Annotated in this window: 19 protein-coding genes and 1 pseudogene; 11 read left to right on the top strand and 9 right to left on the bottom strand. The window is 70.9% G+C overall.

Translation table 11 applies throughout. From position 1 onward, the window contains the following. On the top strand, positions 1-621 hold a 621-nt coding region (locus AB0O34_RS30780; protein ID WP_363921389.1), incomplete at its 5' end, for a methylmalonyl-CoA mutase family protein. Positions 622-728: 107 nt separating this feature from the next. Here the strand turns inward: AB0O34_RS30780 and AB0O34_RS30775 are convergent. From AB0O34_RS30775 to AB0O34_RS30755, 5 genes and pseudogenes are all read right to left on the bottom strand, one after another. Then, positions 729-1,730 carry a LacI family DNA-binding transcriptional regulator gene (locus tag AB0O34_RS30775; protein WP_363921387.1) on the bottom strand — a complete coding sequence of 334 codons (1,002 nt, stop codon included), beginning with the start codon at positions 1,728-1,730 and terminating at the stop codon, positions 729-731. A 36-nt stretch (positions 1,731-1,766) separates the two neighbouring features. Next, the gene (locus tag AB0O34_RS30770) at positions 1,767-2,651 is read right to left on the bottom strand and encodes a carbohydrate ABC transporter permease (RefSeq protein ID WP_363921385.1); all 885 of its coding nucleotides are present in this window, start codon (positions 2,649-2,651) and stop codon (positions 1,767-1,769) included. Further along, a complete protein-coding gene (locus AB0O34_RS30765) occupies positions 2,648-2,788 on the bottom strand; it encodes a hypothetical protein (protein ID WP_363921383.1) in 141 nt (46 codons plus the stop codon). Before AB0O34_RS30765 ends, AB0O34_RS30770 begins: the two co-directional genes overlap by 4 nt. A 13-nt stretch (positions 2,789-2,801) precedes the next feature. Then, positions 2,802-3,659 carry an extracellular solute-binding protein gene (locus AB0O34_RS30760; RefSeq protein WP_363921381.1) on the bottom strand — a complete coding sequence of 286 codons (858 nt, stop codon included), beginning with the start codon at positions 3,657-3,659 and terminating at the stop codon, positions 2,802-2,804. 97 nt (positions 3,660-3,756) lie between these two features. Then, positions 3,757-3,957 (bottom strand): annotated as a pseudogene (locus tag AB0O34_RS30755) (extracellular solute-binding protein); the annotation flags it as partial. A 369-nt stretch (positions 3,958-4,326) separates the two neighbouring features. Here AB0O34_RS30755 and AB0O34_RS30750 point away from each other — a divergent pair. After that, on the top strand, positions 4,327-6,360 hold the full coding sequence (locus tag AB0O34_RS30750) for a beta-galactosidase (protein ID WP_363921379.1): 2,034 nt from the start codon (positions 4,327-4,329) through the stop codon (positions 6,358-6,360). A gap of 88 nt (positions 6,361-6,448) precedes the next feature. After that, positions 6,449-7,546 carry a glycosyl hydrolase 53 family protein gene (locus AB0O34_RS30745; protein WP_363921377.1) on the top strand — a complete coding sequence of 366 codons (1,098 nt, stop codon included), beginning with the start codon at positions 6,449-6,451 and terminating at the stop codon, positions 7,544-7,546. Between the two features lie 113 nt (positions 7,547-7,659). On the opposite strand, the gene AB0O34_RS30740 is transcribed toward AB0O34_RS30745, so the two are convergent. Beyond that, complete coding sequence (locus AB0O34_RS30740; protein ID WP_363921375.1) at positions 7,660-8,481, bottom strand: DUF1206 domain-containing protein; 822 nt, start codon at positions 8,479-8,481, stop codon at positions 7,660-7,662. 212 nt (positions 8,482-8,693) lie between these two features. On the opposite strand from AB0O34_RS30740, the gene AB0O34_RS30735 reads away from it, so the two are divergent. The 4 genes from AB0O34_RS30735 (at position 8,694) to AB0O34_RS30720 (ending at position 12,405) form a co-directional block, all read left to right on the top strand. Further along, positions 8,694-9,446: an ABC transporter permease gene (locus AB0O34_RS30735; protein WP_363921393.1), complete on the top strand. Its 753-nt coding sequence runs from the start codon at positions 8,694-8,696 to the stop codon at positions 9,444-9,446. Further along, the gene (locus AB0O34_RS30730) at positions 9,443-10,513 is read left to right on the top strand and encodes an ABC transporter ATP-binding protein (RefSeq protein ID WP_363921373.1); all 1,071 of its coding nucleotides are present in this window, start codon (positions 9,443-9,445) and stop codon (positions 10,511-10,513) included. The genes AB0O34_RS30735 and AB0O34_RS30730 overlap by 4 nt, the downstream gene beginning before the upstream one ends. A 213-nt stretch (positions 10,514-10,726) precedes the next feature. Further along, positions 10,727-10,882 carry a hypothetical protein gene (locus AB0O34_RS30725; protein ID WP_363921371.1) on the top strand — a complete coding sequence of 52 codons (156 nt, stop codon included), beginning with the start codon at positions 10,727-10,729 and terminating at the stop codon, positions 10,880-10,882. 71 nt (positions 10,883-10,953) lie between these two features. Further along, a complete protein-coding gene (locus tag AB0O34_RS30720; RefSeq protein ID WP_363921369.1) occupies positions 10,954-12,405 on the top strand; it encodes a HAMP domain-containing sensor histidine kinase in 1,452 nt (483 codons plus the stop codon). A gap of 14 nt (positions 12,406-12,419) precedes the next feature. Here the strand turns inward: AB0O34_RS30720 and AB0O34_RS30715 are convergent, their stop codons facing one another. Then, on the bottom strand, positions 12,420-13,763 hold the full coding sequence (locus AB0O34_RS30715) for a lanthionine synthetase LanC family protein (protein ID WP_363921367.1): 1,344 nt from the start codon (positions 13,761-13,763) through the stop codon (positions 12,420-12,422). 416 nt (positions 13,764-14,179) lie between these two features. Here AB0O34_RS30715 and AB0O34_RS30710 point away from each other — a divergent pair, with 416 nt between their 5' ends. Both AB0O34_RS30710 and AB0O34_RS30705 read left to right on the top strand, forming a co-directional pair. Further along, positions 14,180-15,328 (top strand): hypothetical protein, encoded by a 1,149-nt coding sequence (locus tag AB0O34_RS30710; RefSeq protein ID WP_363921365.1) that lies wholly within the window; start codon positions 14,180-14,182, stop codon positions 15,326-15,328. Then, positions 15,325-16,323, top strand: coding sequence for a nucleoside hydrolase (locus AB0O34_RS30705; RefSeq protein ID WP_363921363.1), 999 nt, complete (start codon positions 15,325-15,327; stop codon positions 16,321-16,323). Before AB0O34_RS30710 ends, AB0O34_RS30705 begins: the two co-directional genes overlap by 4 nt. Here AB0O34_RS30705 and AB0O34_RS30700 read toward each other — a convergent pair. Beyond that, positions 16,295-16,528: a hypothetical protein gene (locus AB0O34_RS30700; protein WP_363921361.1), complete on the bottom strand. Its 234-nt coding sequence runs from the start codon at positions 16,526-16,528 to the stop codon at positions 16,295-16,297. The two genes, AB0O34_RS30705 and AB0O34_RS30700, sit on opposite strands and share 29 nt — an antisense overlap. 1,005 nt (positions 16,529-17,533) lie before the next feature. On the opposite strand from AB0O34_RS30700, the gene AB0O34_RS30695 reads away from it, so the two are divergent. Both AB0O34_RS30695 and AB0O34_RS30690 read left to right on the top strand, forming a co-directional pair. Next, a complete protein-coding gene (locus AB0O34_RS30695; RefSeq protein ID WP_363921391.1) occupies positions 17,534-18,499 on the top strand; it encodes an acyl-CoA desaturase in 966 nt (321 codons plus the stop codon). A gap of 43 nt (positions 18,500-18,542) precedes the next feature. Then, positions 18,543-19,700, top strand: a complete 1,158-nt coding sequence (locus AB0O34_RS30690) for a hypothetical protein (RefSeq protein ID WP_363921360.1) — start codon at positions 18,543-18,545, stop codon at positions 19,698-19,700. Between the two features lie 53 nt (positions 19,701-19,753). On the opposite strand, the gene AB0O34_RS30685 is transcribed toward AB0O34_RS30690, so the two are convergent. Then, complete coding sequence (locus tag AB0O34_RS30685) at positions 19,754-21,085, bottom strand: glutathione-independent formaldehyde dehydrogenase (RefSeq protein WP_363921358.1); 1,332 nt, start codon at positions 21,083-21,085, stop codon at positions 19,754-19,756. Positions 21,086-21,399 lie beyond the last annotated feature (314 nt).

Raw genomic sequence — 21,399 nt, 5'->3', positions numbered from 1 at the left:
GGGTCGCCACCCTGGACATCCTCAGCAACGGGCGCGTCGAGTTCGGCACGGGCCGTGGCGCGTCGCCGCTGCCCGGAGTCGGTACGCCGGGCCATGGCGATTCAGATGATCATCAACCGCGAGTGGGGCCTGGCCGTGAACGAGAACCCGTTGCAGGGGTCGTTCATCGTCGACGACCTCACGGACCTGGTCGAGGAGGCCGTTCTTTCTGAGTTCGAGCGGCTGTCGGACCGCGGCGGCGTGCTCGGCGCGATGGAGACCGGCTACCAGCGGGGCCGTATCCAGGACGAGTCGATGCTGTACGAGACCCGCAAGCACGACGGGTCACTGCCGATCATCGGGGTCAACACCTTCCGCAACCCCGAGGGGGCGACCGAGCACGGCACGCTGGAGCTGGCCAGGGGCACCGAGGAGGAGAAGCGGAGTCAGCTCGCCCGGCTGCGTGAGTTCCAGCGGGAGCACGCGGCCGAGGCGCCCGAGGCGCTGCGGCGGCTCAGGGAGACCGCGATGTCCGACCTGAACGCCTTCGCCGCCCTGATGGACGCCGCCCGCGTCTGCTCCCTGGGCCAGATCACCGAGGCGCTTTTCGAGGCCGGGGGCCAGTACCGGCGCAACGTCTAGTGTCCCGCACCTGAGGTCGCCCTGAAACATTCAGCCCACATGACGATTCGGCGATCTGACCGATGAGAGCTCGTATGACAGATGTGGCCGCCACGCGGCCGGCGAGGTCAGGTGGATTCCCGGGTGATCAGGCGGGTGGGCAGGACCACCGGGCCGACGTGCTCGGCCCCGTCGATGAGCGCGAGCAGCAGCCGCACGGTCTCCTCGGCCACCTGCGCGAGCGGCTGGCGGACGGTGGTCAGCGGAGGATGGGTGGAGGCGGCCACCGAGGAATCGTCGAATCCGCCCACCGCGACGTCGTCGGGCACCCGTCGTCCCGCGGCACGCAGCGCGGCCAGGGCGCCCGCGGCCATCAGGTCCGAGGCCACGAAAACGGCGTCGAGATCGGGCACGCGCTGGAGCAGCCGGGCCATGGCGTTCTCCCCGCCGGCCTGGGTCCAGTCGCCGTGCTCGACGAGCTTCTTGGACGCCTTGCGGCCCAGCACGTCGGCGAATCCTTCCAGGCGCTGGATGCCGCCGGGGGTGTCCATCGGGCCGGTGATGGTGGCGATCTTCCTGCGGCCGCGTTCGATCAGATGGCGGGTCATCTGCCTGGCCCCTTCGCGGTCGTCGGCAGCGGCGTAGGGGATCACCTTCTCCCTGCCGATGACCGCGCCCAGCGCGACGGTGGGGACCGCGAGGTCCACCAGGGCGTCGATCATGCGGTCGCCGGCGTGCGTGGACAGCAGGAACACGCCGTCGGCGTGGCCGCCGCGCACGTAGCGGACCACCCGGTCGCGGTCGCCGTCGTCCCCGGCCACCATCATGACCAGTGAGATGTCCCGGTCCGCGAGACGCCGTACCGCCGTGCGGATGGTCACGCTGTAGTTGGGGTCCTCGAACAGTTTCTCGTGTGGTTCCGACAGCACCATCACGACCGACCCGGTCCGCTGCGTCACCAGGCTGCGGGCGTTGCGGTTGACGATGTATCCGATCTCGGCGATCGCGCGGCGCACGGAGGCGTGGGCGGCCGTGCTGACGTAACGGTCGCCGTTGAGCACCCGGGAGACCGTCCCCCGGGACACACCCGCCGCCGCCGCCACATCGTGGATGGTCGGACGCTTCGCCATGCCCCTATTGTTCCCTCGTCGTGGCCCTGCCCTGGTCTAGCTTTTCACGGCCCCGCTGGACAGGTCGGTACGCCAGTGGCGCTGCATGGTCAGGAACAGCACGATCAGCGGGACGAGCGACAGCATCGTGCCCGTGATGATCAGGTTGTACAGCGAGGGCTGGTTGGCCCCCGCGGCCAGCAGCGTGTAGAGGCCGATCGTCAGGGGGAACTTGTGATCGTCGCCCAGCATGATGAACGGCAGCAGGAAGTTGTTCCAGATCGCGACGAACTGGAACAGGAAGATCGTCACCATTCCCGGGGTCAGCATCGGCAGGGCCACCTGGCGGAAGAGGCGCCACTCGCCCGCGCCGTCCAACCGGCCAGCCTCAAGCAGCGAGGCGGGGATCGCGGCCTGCGTGTAGACCCTGGCCAGGTAGATGCCGTACGGATGAAGGATCTGGGGAAGCAGCACCGACCAGTAGGTGCCGGCCAGGCCGATCTTGGAGAACAGGAGGTACTGCGGGATCGCCAGCACGACGGACGGCACCAGGATGCCGCCGATGAGCAGGTTGAAGATGAGATCCCTGCCGGGGAAAGCGTACGTGGCCAGGGTGTACCCCGAGATCGTGGACACCGCGGTCGACAGCACGGCGCCGCCTCCGGCGTACAGGACCGTGTTGAGCAGCCAGAGCCAGAAGACGCCGTCACGGTAGGCGAACAGGTCGGTGAGGTTGGACAGCAGGCCGGTGCCGGGTGCGAAAGTCGAAGTGGAGAACAGTTCGGCCTTGGACTTGGTGGCCGCGACGACCACCCAGCCGACCGGGAACAGGGTGTAGACCGCGCCGAGGACGAGCACAGCGGCCAGCGCGATCCCGGACGGCCGGCGCGTCGCGGGACGGGCGTGGCCGGCGGGCCTGGTCAGGACGGTCACGGCGCTCACGTATCCCCGAAGGCGCGGTTCTTCACCACGCGCAGGAAACCGAATGACAGGACGAGGGAGATGGCGGCGACGACCATGGATGTCGCCGCGGCGGAGTACAGGTCGCCGGTGACGAACGCGTCGCGGTAGATCTTCATCGCTCGGCCATGGTCACTGGGCCAGGGTGAAGCCGGACCTGCGCATGTCCGCGACCGTGACGTCCTGCATCGTCCGGACCGCGGCCGGGAAGTCGGCCCTGGCGGCGACGGCCCTGTCGAACGCGTCCTTGTAGGCGTTGTACGTCACGTTGACGTCCGGGCCGAAGGTGAAGCCGCGGGCGGTGGCGCCGATCGCGGCCGCCTGCCGCCAGAAGTCCGGCTGGTTGGAGAAGTAGTCGGGCGTGGTGGTGAGCAGCGAGGAGCCCTTGGTGGAGGCGGGATAGATCGCGCCTTGGTCGATCAGCGCCTTGAGGGCCTGGGGGTCGGTGTTCAGCCAGGCGGCGAACTGGGCGGCGGCGGCCCTGTCGGGCGAATTCGCGGCGACGGCGGTGGAGGAGCCGCCCCAGAACCCGCTGTGATTCTCACCGGCGTTCCACTGCGGCAGCGGGGCGACGGCCCACTTGCCCTTGCCCTTCGGCGCGTTGCTGGACAGCACGCCCGGCCCCCACACGGCCGACGGCCAGGTGAGCAGCGTGCCGTCGTTGAGCGCCTTGTTCCACTCCGGGGTGAAGTACGGCATCGTGTCGATGACGCCCTCCTTCACCAGGCCGCCCCAGTAGCCGGCGACCTTCTCGGTGGCCGCGTCGTCGATGGCGACCTTCCAGGCGTCGCCGCTGATCGACCACCACTGGGCCCCCGCCTGCTGGGCGAGCCCGGTGAACCAGCCCGGGTCCTTGCTGGAGAACGTGCCGAGGAACGCCTTGGGGTCCTTCTTGCGCACGGTACGGGCGGCCTGGGCGTACTCGTCCCAGGTCTTCGGGACCTCGATGCCGTACTTCTCGAACAGGTCCCGCCGGTAATAGAGCATCATGGGCCCGCTGTCCTCGGGGGACCGCGTAGACGGCGTCAGTGCCGAGGGTGACCAGGCCCCAGATCCCGTCGCCGAATTCGCCCTTGACCTGTGCGGTCTCCGCCTTGATATCGGCCACGGCGTCGGCGGCGACGAACGAGGGCAGCATCTGGTACTCGGCCTGGACCAGGTCCGGGGGGTTGCCCGCCTTGGCGGCGGTCAGGAACTTGGCCGCCGCGTCGTCGCCCCCCGCCTGCTTGCTCACCGTCACCTGGATGCCGGGATGGGCCCGGTTCCACCCCGCGACGATCTTGTCCATGCTCGGTACCCAGGTCCAGTAGGTCAGCCTGACCGGGCCGGCGGGCGCCACGCTCTTGCCGGCGGCCGGCGAGGACGGCTCGCCGGAGCCGCCCGAGCACGCCGCGAGGAGTGCGGTGGCGAGGATCGCCACCGCCGTCGCTGCTAGCCGATTCGTGCGCATGTGTTCCTCCAGGCGGATGGCGAGGGGACGCCAGCGGTTGCGAGTCTCTGGGAACGTTCACAGAGTGGGAGATGCGCTCAACGGCGTCAATGACCGTTACGTGGTTGTTAACGTGCGGCATCCAGCAGGGAAGACATTCGACACCTTCTCGGATGACCGGTTGTGCATTACTGTGCACGTTCACAGAAGAGTTGCTGAGGGGGAGATGTGCCCGGATACCCCGTCCTGCCCGAGGGCCTCGCGTACGGCGGGGACTACAACCCCGAGCAGTGGCCGGAGGAGGTGTGGCGGGAGGACGTCCGCCTGATGCGCGAGGCCGGGGTGAACCTGGTCACCGCGGGCGTCTTCAACTGGGGACTGATCGAGCCGGAGGAGGGCGAGTACGACTTCGCGCGGCTGGACCGGATCCTCGACCTGCTCCACTCGGCCGGAGTGTACGTCGGCCTGGCCACCCCCACCTCCTCACCGCCCGCGTGGTTCCGGCGCCGCTACCCGGGCAGCCGGCTGGTGGACCGGGAGGGCCGCGTGCTCGGTGGGGGTTCGCGGCACAGCTTCTGCCCGAGTTCACCCGACTACGCCGTGGCCTCGGAGCGGGTCGTCACGGCTCTGGCCGCCCGGTACGGCCGGCACCCCGCCCTGGCCATGTGGCACGTACACAACGAGTACGGCTGGGCCAACGCGCACTGCTACTGCCCGGCATCGGCCGCGGCGTTCCGCGCGTGGCTGAGGCACAAGTACGGCACGATAGGCGCGCTCAACGCCACCTGGGGCACCACCTTCTGGGGGCTGACCTACGGCTCGTTCGACGAGGTCGAGCCGCCCGTGATGGCGCCGGCCGGTCTCCTCAACGGGCTTCAGCTCGACTTCATGCGCTTCTCCGTCGACGCGCACCTCACCTGCTTCCGCGGAGAGCGCGAGGTGATCCGGCGGTACAGCGACCTGCCCGTCACCACGAACTTCATGATCCCCAACTGCAAGCCGATGGACTACTGGCGCTGGGCGGCGGAGGTCGACGTGGCCGCCAATGACCACTACCTCGACTCCGAGCGGGCCGACCCGCACATCGGGCTGGCGATGGCCGCCGATCTGACCCGCTCGGTCGCCGGGGGCCGCCCCTGGATGCTGATCGAGCACTCCACCGGCGCGGTCAACTGGCAGCCGCGCAACCTCGCCAAGCGGCCGGGAGAGATGCGCCGCAACAGCCTCGCCCATGTGGCACGCGGGTCCGACTCGGTGCTCTTCTTCCAGTGGCGCGCCTCGCGCTACGGCGCCGAGAAGTTCCACTCGGCCATGCTCCCGCACGCCGGCGCCGACTCCCGGATCTGGCGGGACGTGGTGGAACTGGGCGCCGACCTGCGCAAGCTGGCGCCGGTCCGCGGCTCGCGGGTCGAGGCCGACGTGGCCGTCGTATGGGACTGGGAGTCCTACTGGGCACTCGAACTGGAGTGGCGCCCCTCGATCGACCTGCGGTTCCTGGAGCGGATGGAAGCCTTCTACGAGGCGTTGTGGCGCGAGCACGTGACCGTCGACTTCGTCCATCCCTCGGCCGACCTGTCCCCGTACAAGCTGGTCGTCCTGCCCAGCTCCTATCTGCTCGGCGAGGCGCCGGCCAAGAACCTGCACCGCTACGTCGAGGCCGGCGGCCAACTGCTCGTGTCGTACTTCTCCGGCATCGTTGACGAGAACGACACCATCCACGCCGGTCCGTACCCCGGAGCGCTTCGGGAGGTGCTCGGCGTGTCGGTCGAGGAGTTCCACCCGCTGCGCGAGCACGAGACGGTCACCTTCCGCCCGTCGCCAGGGACACCCGATACGGATGCCCGGCCGGGGCCCACCGGCCGCATCTGGTCCGAGCGCGTACGCCTGGCGGGGGCACGGGCCCTGTACGACTTCGCCGACGGGCCCGACGCGGGACACCCCGCGGTCACCCGGCACGACCTGGGCGCGGGCACCGCGTGGTACGTCGCCACCGCCCTCGACCCGCGCGGCGACGGCGCCGAGCACGCCCCCGGGCTGCGCGGGCTCCTCGCCCTGGCTCTCGACCGCGCGGGCGTGCCCCGGCCACGCGACCTCCCCGACACCCTGGAGGTCGTACGGCGGGGCGACCACCTCTTCCTCATCAACCATGCGGACGAGCCGGCGACGGCCGACGGGGTGACCGGCACGGGAGTGCTCGACGGAGCCCGCTACGCCGGGTCGGCGACGGTGCCCGCCGGAGGGGTCACCATCATCCGCACATAGACGCCCTCGCCCCGCGCGAAGCCCGACCACGCGCGGTGCCGAGGGAAACCGGGGGCCGTCCACAACTCCTCTCCTGACCGGAGGAACCATGAAGAAGATCTTGGCGGCGCTGCTCCTGTGCGCCGCTGCGGCTCTGCCCGCCGGGCAGCCGGCGCACGCCGCGTCCGCCGGCTCCCTGAGCATGCTGGGCGCCGACGTCTCCACGGTGCAACGTGCTCTGGACCTGGGCGCCAAGTACTACGACGCGAGCGGCAACCAGAGGGACCCGCTGGACATCCTCAAGAGCGTCGGCGTCAACTACGTCCGCCTGCGCGTCTGGAACAATCCGGCCAGTGGATACAACAACCGGGCCAAGGTGCTGGCGTACGCCAGGACGGTCAAGGCCAAGGGCCTGAAGCTGCTGGTCGACTTCCACTACTCCGACACCTGGGCGGACCCCGGCAAGCAGTACAAGCCGGCCGCCTGGTCCAGCCACGGCATCGGCCAGTTGCAGACCGACGTCTACAACTACACCTACGACGTATGCTTCAGCCTCAAGGCGCAGGGCACCACGCCCGACAGCGTGCAGATCGGCAACGAGATCAACGTCGGCATGCTGTGGAACGACGGCAAGGTCGTCAACGACGACTTCACCAACCTGAGCCTTCTGCTCAAGGCCGGGTACAACGCGACCAAGGCGTGCGACAACGGCACACAGGTGATCATCCACACCGCCGACGCGGACAGCGACGCCAACGCCCGCTGGTTCTACGACGGCATCAGGGCCAAGGGCGTCTCCTGGGATGTCACCGGCCTGTCGTACTACTGCATGTGGCACGGCACGCTGTCCAACCTGTCCAGCGTCATCTCGGACATGCGGTCCCGCTACGGCAAGCCGGTCGTCGTCGCCGAAACGGCGTACCCGTTCACCTCCGCCAACGCGGACTCCACCAGCAACTCGATCACGTCCGGGTGCTCGGGATACGCCCTCACCTGGCAGGGGCAAGGCGCGGAGTTCGCCGCGGTGCAGAACACCGCCCGCGGCGCGGGAGCCATCGGCGTCTTCTACTGGGAACCCACCTGGTACGCGGTGCCCGGCAACGGCTGGGACCCCGCCAACATCAACGGCAGCGGCGACGGCTGGGACAACATGGCCGTCTTCGACTGGACCGGCCATCTCAACCCGAACGTCAGATGGACCCCCTGAACAGCCACTAGGGATCTCCGGCGTACGGCACCGGAGACGGCATCTGGCGACAACGGGAACGGACCCGGGCGGGAAGCCGGCCGGGTCCGTCGTGGCGTGCGATCGGGAAGGCGTCAGGTCCTGCGCCAGCGGGACTCGCAGAAGCAGTAGACGGCGAACACGACCAGGCCGAGCGCGACCACGACGAGCAGCCACGGCCCGAGCGGTGTGTCGGCGAGCGACCGCAGCGTGGAGTCGATCCCCTTGGCGTCCTTGGGGTCATAGTTGATCGCCGCGGTCATGAGGAAGACGCCCGCCGCCGCCGCGATGACGCCGCGCGCGCAGTACCCCACCATGCCGAGCTTCTCGACGACGCTCCGGGTCTTCGGGGACATCTCTCCGGTGCGCAGGTTCTCGCAGAACTTCTTCTTCACGCCCTGGTAGATCCAGTACAGCCCAAGCGCTATGACGCCGAGGCCGACGGCTCCCACGATGAGCTGGCCGCCGGGCCAGCCCATCACGGTGGCGGTCAGGTCCTTGGACTGCGCGTCGGTCGACTTGCCGGTGGTCCCGTGCAGCAGGAAGCTGAGGATGGTGCCGACTGCCAGGGCGTAGACCACGGTGTGGGCCACGGCCTCGACGCGGTCCTTGGCCTTGAGGCCTCCCATCAGCGCCTCTGAGGCCTGCCACAGCGCGAGGGCGACGAAACCGATGGCGAGCAGCCAGAGCAGGACGGTGCCGAACGGCTGCTCGGCGACCGTGCGCACGGCGCCGGTCTTGTCCGCCTCTTTCCCTCCGCCCCCGAAGGCGATCTGCAAGGCCAGGATGCCGATCAGAGCGTAGAGCACACCCCGGCATGCCATTCCGAACCGCGTCAGCCGTTCGAACGTCCGGCTGTTGGTCGCTTGCCGCGCGGCTCCCCGCGCTTGTTGACCGGCTGAGGTCACGGAGTTCATGGGCCCGCTCCTTTCGATTCGCCCCCTCATCTACACATCTGAGGCGAAGATAAACGTCCCCTCCCCGCCCGTCGCCACGCCGCGTGGGAGTTCCGAACCGGCAACCAGGGGAGGAAAGCGGCATGAGGGTATTCACAGCCACGCGACGAAGATCGCGGGACACCGGCCACAGCGCTCTGCATGACGGAGCGGGCGGCGTTCCCGTGATCCTGATGGTGCCCGCGGCGATCGGGCTCGCGTTCCTGGTGCTCCCACTCGCCGGGCTGCTGGTCCGGGCGCCCTGGGGGACGCTCGCCGCCCGCCTGACCGCGCCGCGCACGCTGGAGGCTCTCCGGCTGTCGCTGGTGACCTCCACGGCCGCCACCGCCGCCTGCCTGCTGGCCGGGGTCCCGCTGGCCTGGATGCTCGCCCGCGTGGCGTTCCGCGGCAGGCGCGTCGTCAGAGCCCTCGTCACGGTGCCGCTCGTCCTGCCGCCCGTCGTTGGCGGCGTGGCCCTGCTGCTGGCACTTGGCCCGGGCGGCCTGGCCGGCCCCTGGCTGTCCACCCTGGGCGTCACGCTCCCCTCCACCAGCGCGGCGGTCGTGATCGCGGAGGCCTTCGTGGCGATGCCCTTCCTCGTCATCTGCGTGGAGGGCTCGCTCAGGACCACCGACACGCGCATCGAGGAGGCCGCCGCCATCCTCGGCGCCTCGCGCTGGACGGTCTTCCGCCGGGTGACACTGCCCCTGGTGGCTCCGGGAGTGGCCGCCGGAGCCGTGCTGTGCTGGGCCCGCGCGCTCGGCGAGTTCGGCGCGACGGTCACCTTCGCGGGGAACTTCCCCGGGCGGACGCAGACCATGCCCCTGGCCGTCTACCTCGCTCTGGAGAGCGACCCGGAGGCGGCCGTCGCGCTCAGCCTGGTGCTGCTCCTGGTGTGCGTCGCCGTCCTCGCCTGCCTGCGCGGACGCTGGGTGAACGTCGCATGATGGACGCCCACCTGCTCGTCGAGCGCCCCCGCTTCCGGCTCGACCTCAAGATCCGCGTCGTCCCGGGCGAGGTCGTCGCCCTGCTCGGGCCGGCCGGCGCCGGCAAGACCACCGCTCTGAGGGTCCTGGCGGGCCTCGCCCGGCCGTCCGGCGGGCACATCCTGCTGGACGGAGCGGCGGTGCACGCCCGCCCGTCCGAGCAACGGCCCTTCGGGATGGTCTGCCAGGACCCGCTGCTGTTCCCCCACATGAGCGCGCTGCGGAACGTGGCCTTCGGGCCCCGGTGCCGCGGGGCGACCAGGGCGGAGGCCCGTCGCGCGGCGACCGCCTGGCTGCGGCACGTCGGCCTCGGCGACCACCTCCGGGACATGCCCGGGGACCTGTCCGCCGGCCAGGCCCAGCGGGTGGCGCTGGCCCGCTCCCTCGCCGTACGGCCCCGCGTGCTGCTCCTGGACGAGCCGCTCGCCGCCCTCGACCCGGACACGCGCCTTCCCGTACGGGCCCGGCTCCGCGACCATCTGTCGGGCTTCACCGGCGCGTGTATCCTGGTCACCCACGACCCGGTGGACGCCATGGCGCTGGCCGACCGGCTCATCGTCATCGAGGACGGCCACCTGGTCCAGGAGGGCACGCCCTCGGAGGTGGCCCGCCACCCGCGCACCGACCACGTCGCCCGCCTCGTCGGGCTGAACCTCTACCGGGGCGAGGCCCGGGGGCACGACGTGTCGATCGACGGGCTCCCGCCGGACGGCTTCAACGGCCGGGGGCTCACGCTGAACGTGACCGAGGATCTGAACGGCCCGGTGTTCGTCGCCTTCCCGCCGTCGGCGGTCACGCTCCACCCGGCCCGGCCGGAGGGCTCGCCCCGGAACATGTGGCAGGGCACCGTCGAGGGGATCGAACGGCACGGCGACCGCATCCGCGTCCACCTCGACGGCCCGATCACCGCCTCCGCCGACCTGACCGCCGCGGCGGTCGCCGACCTCGGTCTTTCCCTGGGCCAGAAGGTCTGGGCCGCCATCAGGGCCACCGAGACCCACGCCTATCCCGCCCGCTCGCGAGAGTGACGCCCGAGCGGTCCACCTGACGCGACTCGGCGCGCTTCCTGACGCGGCACGGCGCGGCCCAAGGTAGATCATCGCAAAGTCACGTAGCCTGATAGAGCCGTTTGTGCTTGCCAGGCAGCTGTGTGGGCAGAGATAGGAGGCTGGGATCGCGACGGATACCCCCCGCGTCCCTCATGCCCGCGCACTGACCAACACCGAAGGGACCGGTCGCCGATGCCCAGGCAGATCGCCGCATACCAGCCCCCCAGCTCCGTCGAACTGGAGGCCCGGGTCCACAACCTGGAGATGCAGGTGGCCCATCTCACCGAGACGGTGCGCACTCTGACAGGACAGAACGGCGACGCGGGCACCGCGCGCCCCGCCGACTGAGCGCTCCTCCCCCGCCCCCCGCCGCGAGACCCGCCGGCCCATGTGGTCGACTGGTCTCGGGGGGCGAAACGGTGGGTCTATGGCGCCGTCTGTCGGTCAGGGCTCGGCTCACGCTGTTCGCCGGCGTGGTGGCGGCCCTGCTGTCGACGCTGCTCGCCACCGTCCTCATGGTGGCCATCAACCGGCTCGCCACCGAGTACCTCACCAACGAGATCACCGCGGCCGGCGGCCGCGTCGCCTCCGTGGTCGAGCGGGGCACCCCCCTCAACCCGCTCCCCCACGGCCTGATTCAGAACATCCAGATCGTCGACCCCCGGGGCAAGGTGGTCGCCTCCACCCCCGGGTTCCGGGGAAAGCCCCCGATGGCGAGCTTCCGACCCACCGACAGCAGGAACGCCAAGACGTCGGTGGTCTGCGACCGTGTCTTCCCGCGTGACGAGTGCGACATCGTGGTCGCCCAGAGTGCCTACCGCGACGGGCAGCTTCATATCGTCTACAGCGCCTCACCGGTCGTTCCCTACCTGGTCCATCCCAAGCTGGCGCTGGTGCTGTTCGGCGGCGCCGTCTTCCTCACCGCCGCGGTCACCTACGGGAGCTACCGCATCGTCAGAGGATCGCTGACGCCGGTGGACGCCATCAGGTCCGAGCTGGACGAGATCAACGCCACCTGCCCGGGCCGGCGCGTACCGGTCCCGTCCGGCAAGGACGAGATCCACGACATGGCCGAGAGCGTGAACCACACGCTCGACCGGCTGCAGGACGCGATGGAGCGGCAGCGCCAGTTCGCCTCGGACGCCTCCCACGACCTGCGCAGCCCGATCACCGCCATGCGCGCCGAGGTGGAGGACGCGCTGATGGCCCCCGAGGTGACCAACGTCACCGTGCTGGGCGGCTCCCTGCTCAGCAGCCTCAACCGGCTGCAGGCGATCGTGTCCGACCTGCTGATGGTCGCGCGGCTGGACGCCGGCGCGCCGGGCGCACGCGAGACGGTGGACCTGTCCGCGCTGGTCGACTCCGAGCTGGACCGGCGCCACTCGACCAAGAAGATCAAGCGAGAGATCGAGCCCGGCGTCACCGTGACCGGCGACCGCCTGCGGCTCACCCGGCTGCTGACCAACCTGATGGACAACGCCGAGCGGCACGCCGATTCGTCCGTCACCGTGTCGGTGCGCCGGGAGCCCGGCGACCGGGAGGACGACGCGCGCCCGGCGCCCGGCGTGGCGGTCCTGGAGGTGCAGGACGACGGAGCCGGCATCGAGCCGGGAAAGCGTGGAGTGGTCTTCCAGCGGTTCACCCGGCTGGACGCGTCACGCAACAAGGACGCGGGCGGCACCGGGCTCGGCCTGCCCATCGCCCGGCAGATCGCGGAGACCGGCGGCGGGACCCTCACGATCGAGCCGAGCCGGCGGGGCGCGCGCTTCGTGCTCCGGATGCCCCACGCCGAGCCGCCCGCCGGGGACATCGGAGGCGACCACGGCGGGGCCCACAGGCCCGGCCGCGGCACCGAGGCCTCAGACGCCTGACGGCGGGGGCGGGGTCAGGGCGAGCGGCGCAGCGCCGAAGCCGGCACCGGGATGGCGGGGAACGGGTTGTCGGGCAGCAGGATGAGCCTGCGGGGTTCGCCGGTCACCCCTGCCGCGTCCAGGTGCAGCAGCGCGGAGCCGATGCCCGCCGCGCCGATCATGTAACCGGTGTCGGCGGTCACCTCCCACGGCCGCAGCCGCCGGTAGGCCTGGTACCACCGGTAGCCGGCGTCGTCGTGCCCGGTCGCGCGGCCGATCAGGTTGTCGGCGAGGGTACGGGCGAAGTCCAGGTAGGACACCTCCCCGGTCACGGCCCACAGTCCGACGAACGTGTCCAGCAGGCCGGCAGAGCCACAGCACTGGCAGGCCACGTTCCAGAACCCGGCGGTCTGGCGGCGCGGGACGCCGCTGCACATGATGCCGGCGGCGAGCCCGCGCACCCAGTCGAGGTCGCCCTGGTCGCCCGTGACGCGGTAGAGCTCGTAGAACATGCGGGCCACCCCTGCGGACCCCGAGCACAGGCCGAGGTAGTGCAGGCCGCGGCCCTGCGGTACGTGGTGGGGCACCAGGACGTTCTTGTCGCTCACGGTGCTGACGGTGCGCACGAAGTCGGCTCCCCTGCGTGCCGCGTCGAGGAACCGCCTGTCCCGCGTCACGCCGTACAGCCGGGCGAGCAGGAAGGCGGTGCCGGCCGTGCCGGACAGGAAGCCCGGCGTGACGGCGTCCACAGGGAGGTCGGGGCATCCGTCCTCGCCGAACCTGTGGCCGGGGACCACCTGGCCCGCGACGCGCGTCCCGGCCTCCACGGCGACCTCCTCGTACGCCGAGACTTTGAGGATGCCCGAGGCGTGCAGCAGGCCGAGGATGATGCCGCCGTCGCCGCGCTGGGCGGGGTCGCCCGTCCAGCCCGCGCCGCCGCCGGCCCTGCGAAGGCTCCGGACGACGCGGTCGGCCCCTTCTCTGGCCGCGACCTCGAAACTCTCATCACCGGTCGCCCACCCCGCCTCCGCCAGCGCGAAGACCATGCCGGTGAGGCCGTGGTAGAGGGAGAGGCCCGCCTCGTCCCTCATGGTGGCGGCCAGGTAGCGCGCGCCCTGCCTGGCGTCCTCCAGGTAGGCCTCGTGCCCGGTCGCCGCGGCCAGCTCCAGGAAGAACAGCACGATGCCGGCCGCCCCGGCGTACAGCGAGCCGGGATGGCCGGACCTGGCCGACTGGCGCCGGGGATCGGGGTTGGCGTGCCAGTGGCGCCCGCGCTCGTCGTCGACCGCCGCCGACCGGATCCAGCGCCCCGCCATGATCGCCGCGGTGAAGGGGCTCTCGGCGCGCGGCCACGAGGGGGGGTTCCGATCCGGGCTCATGTCGCCTCCTCTGCGCGGCTCAGTATACCCACGAACTTGGTAGGGAAACTAGGCAATTTCGCGCCATCCACTCACGGCGCACGGCCGACCTCGTCATCGGCCGCACAAGAACAATCTCACAAACACCGTCCGCCGGTTAAGTCAACTGTTCCGTTACGCCGTCGAGTGCCCGGGTGCTTTCGCGTCCGATCTGGGGTTGCCAAGCCGATCGCCCGCCGAACCGGCCCGTTCTTGCTGTGAGACGCGCACCGCACTACCAGGAACCTGGGGTTGGAGGCCGACTGGTTGCCTCCCGGCCGCGTGACGCTGTTCAGTGAGGGGGTGAGCGCGGGGCGCGGACGGGACGCCGTCGCCACCGTGACGCCCGGCGGGAACGCGCCGGAACCCGGCACGGTGCAGGCGGAAGGGATGGCCCGGTGAGTGACATCAGGAACGTACCGGTACTGGCGGACTCGGTGCGGACTACCGGCGACGGGGTGGACATCCTCGACCGCCGCGTCTACCCGTTCGAACGCCGATGGGTGCACTGCGCCACCATGGAGGACGTCGCGGTGGCCATCGAGCGGATGGTCACGCAGAGCTGCGGGCCCCACTTCGCCACGACCGCCGGCATGATCCTCGCCGCCCGGGAGGCGAGGGACGCGGCCCCCGGAGCCGCCGCCGACCGGCTGCGCGCCGCCGGCCGCAGGCTGATCGCCACCCGGCCCACCAACAACCACATCCGCGACGCCGTGCGCGCGATCCTCGCCGAGACCGTGGACGGCCCGCTCGCCGGAGCGTCGGGGGACGAGCTGGCCGCCGCCGTGGAGAAGGCGGCGGCCGGGCACGACGAGCGCTACCGCGCGGGGATCCGGGCCATCGGCCGGCACGCCGCGGAGTTGCTGGAGGACGGCGCGCGCGTGCTCACCCACTGCTGGGGCGACGCCTACCTGATCGGCGCCGTTCAGGCCGCCGAGGAGATGGGCAAGCGGCTCGAATTCGTCTGCACCGAGACCCGGCCCTACCTCCAGGGGGCGAGGCTCACCGCCGCCACGCTGGTGGAGATGGGCTACCGGCCCACCGTGATCACCGACGGCATGGTGCCGTCCGCGCTGGCGGACGGGCTGGCCGACGTCGCGCTGGTCGCCTCCGACCGCGTGACCTTGGACGGCCACGTGGTGAACAAGGTGGGGACTCTGGCGGTGGCACTCGCCGCGCAGGCGTTCGGCGTGCCGTTCTACGTGCTGTCCCACGCCCCCGACCCGCACTCCCCCGGGATCGGGGACGTCGAGATCGAGCGGCGCGACGGCGAGGAGGTCCTGCACGTGCTCGGCAGGCGCACCGCCGCCGAGGGCACGCGGGGCTACTACCCGGCCTTCGACGCCACGCCGCCGCACCTGGTGACCAAGATCGTGACCGAGCGCGGCGCCTTCGACGCCGCGCGCGTGTCGGACCACTTCGCGACCGCGTCCGGCCCGGCGCCCGGCGCCACCGCGACCGTTCCCGCCGCCGTTCCCGCCGCCGGAACCGGCTCCGGTTCCGCCCTCGGTTCCGGCTTCGGCGAAGCGGAGCGAATCGCGCGATGAGCACGGCCCACCGCGTCGTCGTCGACACCGACACCGGGATCGACGACGCCCTCGCGCTGCTCTACCTCGCCGGGCGCCCGCACGCGGAGATCGCCGCCGTGACCTCGGTGTTCGGCAACTGCGCCGAGCAGGACGCGGTCCGCAACATCGGGTACGTCACCCGGCTGCTCGGGCTCCCCGTGCCCATCGCGCGCGGTGCGGCCGGGCCGCTGTCCGGCACCGGGCGCGTCACCCGCCACGCCCACGGCGAGGACGGCCTCGGTGATCGCGGCTACGACCGCCCGATGCCGGCCGTCGCCGCCGGGACCGCCGCCGAGCTGCTGGTACGGCTGGCGAACGAGCGGCCGGGCGATCTCGACCTGCTGACGCTCGGACCGCTGACCAACCTGGCCCTGGCGCTGCGTACCGACCCGGCGCTCTTTACAAAGTATCGTTCGGTCGTGCTGATGGGCGGCTCCGGGCCGTACACCCTCCCCTGCGGCGCGCCGATGCTGGACGTCAACATCGCCAACGACCCGGAGGCGGCCCGGACGGTCGTCTCCGCACCGCGGAACGAGCTGGTCATGGTCGGGGTGAACGTCACCGCCTCGACGATCCTTGAGGAACCGGCCATCGCGGCCCTGCGCGCGGCCTGCACCCCGATCGCGCGGTTCGCCACCGAGATCCTCGACTCCTACCTGGACTTCTACGAGAAGGAGTGGGGCCGGCGGGTCATCCCGCTGCACGATCCGCTGGCGGCGGGGATCCTGCTCGACCCCGGCCTCGCGACCGCCGCCGTCCTCGGACCGGTCGGCGTCGTCCGCGAGGGGCACCAGTGGCGGGCCCGGCCGTCGCGTACCGCCGAGGGCCCGCCCCCGCCCTCGCCGTACGACCGGGCGCCCGGCACCCGGGTGATCACCGCGGTCGACTCGGCCAGGTTCGCCGGCGACCTCGTCCAGACCCTGGTCGCGGGGCCCGGAGCGGAGCCTACTCGGCCGCGGCGGCCAGGCGGATGAAGAGTTCGAGCGCGGCGTCGCGGACGTCGTCCGGGGTGACGCCGTCCAGCGCGGCCCGGGCCTCGGAGATGTCCCGGGTGGTGGCGCAGGTGATGGCCACCGACGTGGCGGCGGCGTGGCTCAGTGATCCGGCGGGCGCGCTGTCCGCGATCTCCCGGGCGGTCGTGGCGAGATCGAGGTTGTCTGTCCTCGGTGCGGTGCTCAACGGGGTCTCCTCGCGGTAACGGATCTGGTCGATGCCGGGACTCGGGCCGTCACAACTACCCGGAGTGGCGAATGGCGCACCGGGCCAGGACGGATCAGGTCATCCTGCTCCACAGGACCCGCCCATGCCACTCGCCGGGCGAAATGTGACGTGCCCCAGAGGATATGCGACGCGTGCCGGGCGGCATGGGGCGTGGCCGCACTCCCGGGGGCGGGGCGACCGCGATGGACGCAACCTTTTCCGGTTGTTTGAGGAATACGCACGGCCCCTTGGGAGGCTGGACCTGGGGTGGGAGCCGCCGTCCGGCGCTGACCCGGGCCCGTGAGAACGCGGCGCCCATGCCGACAAGAAGTCGAACTTCCCGCGCTCGGCCGTCGCGGCGAGGTGACGGAACGAGGCGAAGTCGATCTGGCTCCCGGACCGGGGATCGGCCCAGACGGTGGTGTTGTTGACGCCGGGAAAGTGCGCCGCCAGGTGAACCTGCTTGCGCGGCCTGCTCATCGGGGGATCCTCCTGCTCGGTGTGCCGGCCCGGGACGGGCTCGGCGGGATGGCCAGGCGCACAAACCTAGTTAAAAGGTAGGAAAAATAGGTTTTGCTGTCAACCATCGGCGGGCCCGGCTACCCCGGGAAGCGGATGTACGAAGGCGGCACGTCCCCCGTGGGTGCCGACGTGGCTCGTACCCGTCCGCGCGCATCACCCCGGCGTCCACGGCCGTACCGATACGGTGCGGCTCGTGCCGGACCTCATGGTGGGGCTAGCACTACCGTGCACCGGCGTGGTGCCTGGATATCGCGGAACACGGCGATCCCGACAGTCTTGGACGGGCCGCCTCCAACCCATCTCAAACGCTACGCGTCGCTCCACGGGGTTGGCGCCGGTCACGCGATCCGCCACCACGTGAGGAGACCTGTGACCAGCTCATCCACGATCGAAGCCCCGGACCGGGAGACGCGCGGCAGTGACTTCGCCCGGCTGTCCCGCCGGATCACCGAGGCAGGGCTGCTGGACAGGCGCCCCGCCTACTACGCGTTGCGGCTCGGCGTCGTCGGAGGCCTGTTCGTGGCCGGCTGGGTCGCGTTCTTCATGGTGGGCGACTCCTGGTACCAGCTCCTGGTCGGGGCGTTCCTCGCGCTGGTCTTCGCCCAGGTGGCGCTGGTCGCCCACGACCTGGCCCACCGGCAGGTCTTCCGCTCCAGGCGCACCAGCGAGCTCGCGGGCTGGGTGGCGGGCAACCTCGGCGTCGGCATGAGCTACGGCTGGTGGATGGACAAGCACACCAGGCACCACGCCAACCCCAACCACGAGGACCACGACCCCGACGTCTCCGCCAACGTCCTGGTCTGGTCGCAGCGGCAGGCCGCCGTCAGCCGGGGCGTCGCCAGGTACATCGGCCGCTGGCAGGCGTTCCTGTTCTTCCCCCTGCTGACCCTGGAGGGCCTGAACCTCCACGTGGCCAGCTTCCGTGCGCTCGGGCGGTCATCGCTCAAGCACCGGGGCGTGGAGGCCACGCTGCTCGTCCTCCACTTCGTGGCGTACTTCGCGGCGGTCTTCACGGTGCTGCCGTTCGGCAAGGGGCTGCTGTTCGTCGCCGTGCACCAGGCGATCTTCGGCATCTACCTGGGCTCCACGTTCGCTCCCAACCACAAGGGCATGCCGATGCTCACCGGCGACGAGCGCCCCGACTTCCTGCGCCGCCAGGTGCTCACCTCCCGCGACGTGCGGGGCGGCCGGATCGTGGACATCGCCCTCGGCGGGCTCAACTACCAGATCGAGCACCACCTGTTCCCGAGCATGCCGATGCCGAACCTGCGCAAGGCACAGCCGATCGTCCGGGCCTACTGCGCGGAGCTGGGTATCCCCTATCTGGAGAGCAGCCTGTACAGCTCTTACGCGCAGGCCCTGCGCCACATGCACGAGGCGGGCGCTCCGCTCCGGGCGCGGGGGGCGTCCACGGGGCAGGAGCTGTGAATAGCGAATACTGAGGTCACAGGACCAGCGACGGGGGCGACGCATGATCACCACAGAGACGGTCGATCGGATACTCCGGTTCAACGGGGGCGATGTGCCCGTGGTCTCCTTGTACGCCGGGGTGGGGCAGGACGGCCCCACCGCCCTCGCGACCCAGGTCAACAGCCTGCTCCACGAGATCCGCCCGCTGGAGCAGGACGACTCCCTCGGGCGCCGGGCGCGCCTGTCGATACGTGGTGACATCGAGCGCATCGAGAACCTCGAAGGCCTCGAACGGGTGGAGACCGGCGCGGTGGCCGTGTTCTCGTGCAGCGAGGGCGACCTGTTCGAGCAGCTCGTCCTTCCGCGTGCCGTGCGCGACCGCGTCATGGTGGACGCCACCCCCTGGGTACGTCCCATGCTGGCGGTGCTGGACGAGTACCACCGCGCCTGCGTCATGGTGGTCGACCGGCGGTCGGCCGAGGCCTGGGAGCTGTACCAGGACGAGATGCGCCGACTCGGCGGCGTCCAGGACCCGGCCCTGCGCAAGCCGAACTACGCCGGCTGGTACGGGCTCACCGAGCACCGGGTGCGCAACCGCGCCGACGATCTGACCAAACGGCACTACCGCAACGCCGCGCGGCTGCTGGACGAGCTGTTCCGCGCCGGCGACCACGAGCTGCTGATCATCGGCGGGCACCCGGAAGAGGTCCCCAACTTCGTGGACTTCCTTCCCCACCACCTGAGGCCGAAGCTCGCCGGGACCTTCACCGTGGACCTCCAGACGGCCACGCCCGCCGACATCCGCCACAGCGCCGAGCGCATCGTCGAGCGATACGAGCGCGACGAGGAACGCCGGCTCGTCGGCGAGGTGCTGGAGCGGGCGGCGACGCGCCGTCCCGCCGCGCTCGGCCTGGACGACTGCCTGTGGGCCGGGTCCGTGGCCGCCGTGCAGACCCTGCTGGTCCAGGACCAGGCGACGGCCCCCGGGGTCGTGTGCGACGAGTCGGGCTGGCTGGCGAGGTCGGGCGACACGTGCCCGCTGTGCGGCCGGGCGACGCGGCGCACCCCGGACGTCATCGACGCGCTGGCGGACGCCGTGATCGGCGAGGGCGGCTCGGTGGAGCACGTGCTCGCCGACACCGCCCTCAGGGAGCACACCGTGGCCGCGTCGCTCCGCTTCCCGCTGCCCGCCCGGCCCCGGCTGGACACCCCTTCCTGAACGGCCGCGAACCCCTCCGGACGATGTGGTGTCCGGAGGGGCGCTGTGACCCGTTATCCCAGGCCGGGCTTGAGCGTGACCTTGGTCCAGCCGGGCTCGCGCTTGTCGAAGTGCGCGTAGGCGTCCGGCGCCTCCCGGAGCGGCAGCTCGTGGGAGAGGATGTACGAAGGCTCGACCTTGCCGGTGTGGATCAGGTTGCGCAGGTGGCGGTCGTAGCGCTTGACCGGGCACTGGCCGCTGCCGATCGTCTGGCCCTTGTACCAGTGCCAACCGTACTCCAGCGGCACCCGTCCGTGCTTGGCGAGATCGTCGGCCCCTCCGGGGTCCTCCGGGACGAAGACGCCCACGACTCCGATGCCGCCGGTGTACCGCACCGACTCCACCAGCTTGTTGAGGGTGTCGTCGGGATGCTCGTGGCCCTGAGGATCGTGGGCCTGGTAGCCCACGCACTCGCATCCCCGGTCGGCCCCCTCCCCGCCGGTGAGCTCCAGCACCCGCTCGACCGGGTTGACCTTGGAGTCGTCGATCGCGATGGCGCCGATCTTCTCGGCCAGGGCCAGCCGGTCGGGGTGGCGGTCCACCACCATGATCAGGCTGGCGCTCTTGACGACCGAGGAGAGCGCGGCCATGAGCCCGACGGGGCCGGCGCCCATGATGACGACCGACTCGCCGGGGCGAAGCCCTGCCATCTCGGTGGCGTGGTACCCGGTGGGGAAGATGTCGGAGCACATCACGTAGTCGTTCTGCTTCTCGCGACCGTCCTCGGGCATCTTGCAGCAGTTGAAGTCCGCCCAGGGAACCCGGAGGAACTCGGCCTGGCCGCCCTCCCAGGGGCCCATGTCGGCGAAGCCGTACGCCCCGCCGCAGAGCCTGGGATAGTCGGGGTTGGCCCTGATGCAGTAGTTGGTGAACCCGGCGTTGCAGTTCTTGCACGAACCGCACGCGACGTTGAACGGAAGCGAGACGATGTCTCCGACGTTGATGCGCTCGACGGCCTCGCCGGCCTCGATGACCTCGCCGAAGTTCTCGTGCCCGAGGATCCTGCCCGACTCCATGTCGGTGCGGCCCTCGTACATGTGCAGGTCCGACCCGCAGATGTTCGTGGTAATGATCTTGACTATGACGTCGCGCGGTTCCTCGATGCGAGGGTCCGGTACGTCGTCCACGCTGACGTCGCGAGGTCCGTGGTAAACGAGTGCCTTCATTGTCGTGTCCTCCTGAAGTCCGACGCGGGTGAGGCCGGCGACCGCTCCGCCCGTCCCTGGGCGGCCGGACACGACCTCGGTGACACCCGGCTGCCGGACTTCCTGTCCGCCCTTCCCGTACGAGGGTCCGGCCGTGGCCAGGTGGATGAACCCCGCGGTCTCGCGTCTCCGTTCGACCATGACCCGCCCTCCGGCGGAGCACATCCCCCATCCATGTAGAGCGGCCCGGGGAACGCGGGCGCGGCGGGCCCGCCACCGCCTCGGCCGGCCCGTGGACCGGACGTGCGGCGGTTTTTCCCTGATCCGGGCATGCGTCCCTGTCCCGGGGAATGCGCCGGAGCCTACGCGGGTTACACAAGATGGTCGGTGAGAACGTGTCCCCGGGCCTCATTTATCGCCTTCGCGGAATACCGTCCGGCTGGAGCCGCGTTGTGCCACCCGCCGAGAGGCGACCGCTCACCGGCCATGGCTTCACCTCGTGCCCCGCACCTCAC

This window comes from Sphaerisporangium sp. NPDC088356 (assembly GCF_040685555.1).
In the GTDB taxonomy this organism is placed as follows: Bacteria; Actinomycetota; Actinomycetes; order Streptosporangiales; family Streptosporangiaceae; genus Sphaerisporangium.
Note: the sequence above shows the minus strand (reverse complement) of the source record. Positions and strands in the feature narration are given on the sequence as shown.

Coding starts and splice junctions, on each gene's coding strand:
- AB0O34_RS30775 (WP_363921387.1), bottom strand. CDS start 1,730: ATGGCGAAGCGTCCGACCATCCACGATGTGGCGGCGGCGGCGGGTGTG.
- AB0O34_RS30765 (WP_363921383.1), bottom strand. CDS start 2,788: ATGAAGATCTACCGCGACGCGTTCGTCACCGGCGACCTGTACTCCGCC.
- AB0O34_RS30760 (WP_363921381.1), bottom strand. CDS start 3,659: ATGATGCTCTATTACCGGCGGGACCTGTTCGAGAAGTACGGCATCGAG.
- AB0O34_RS30745 (WP_363921377.1), top strand. CDS start 6,449: ATGAAGAAGATCTTGGCGGCGCTGCTCCTGTGCGCCGCTGCGGCTCTG.
- AB0O34_RS30740 (WP_363921375.1), bottom strand. CDS start 8,481: ATGAACTCCGTGACCTCAGCCGGTCAACAAGCGCGGGGAGCCGCGCGG.
- AB0O34_RS30735 (WP_363921393.1), top strand. CDS start 8,694: ATGGTGCCCGCGGCGATCGGGCTCGCGTTCCTGGTGCTCCCACTCGCC.
- AB0O34_RS30730 (WP_363921373.1), top strand. CDS start 9,443: ATGATGGACGCCCACCTGCTCGTCGAGCGCCCCCGCTTCCGGCTCGAC.
- AB0O34_RS30725 (WP_363921371.1), top strand. CDS start 10,727: ATGCCCAGGCAGATCGCCGCATACCAGCCCCCCAGCTCCGTCGAACTG.
- AB0O34_RS30715 (WP_363921367.1), bottom strand. CDS start 13,763: ATGAGCCCGGATCGGAACCCCCCCTCGTGGCCGCGCGCCGAGAGCCCC.
- AB0O34_RS30705 (WP_363921363.1), top strand. CDS start 15,325: ATGAGCACGGCCCACCGCGTCGTCGTCGACACCGACACCGGGATCGAC.
- AB0O34_RS30690 (WP_363921360.1), top strand. CDS start 18,543: ATGATCACCACAGAGACGGTCGATCGGATACTCCGGTTCAACGGGGGC.
- AB0O34_RS30685 (WP_363921358.1), bottom strand. CDS start 21,085: ATGGTCGAACGGAGACGCGAGACCGCGGGGTTCATCCACCTGGCCACG.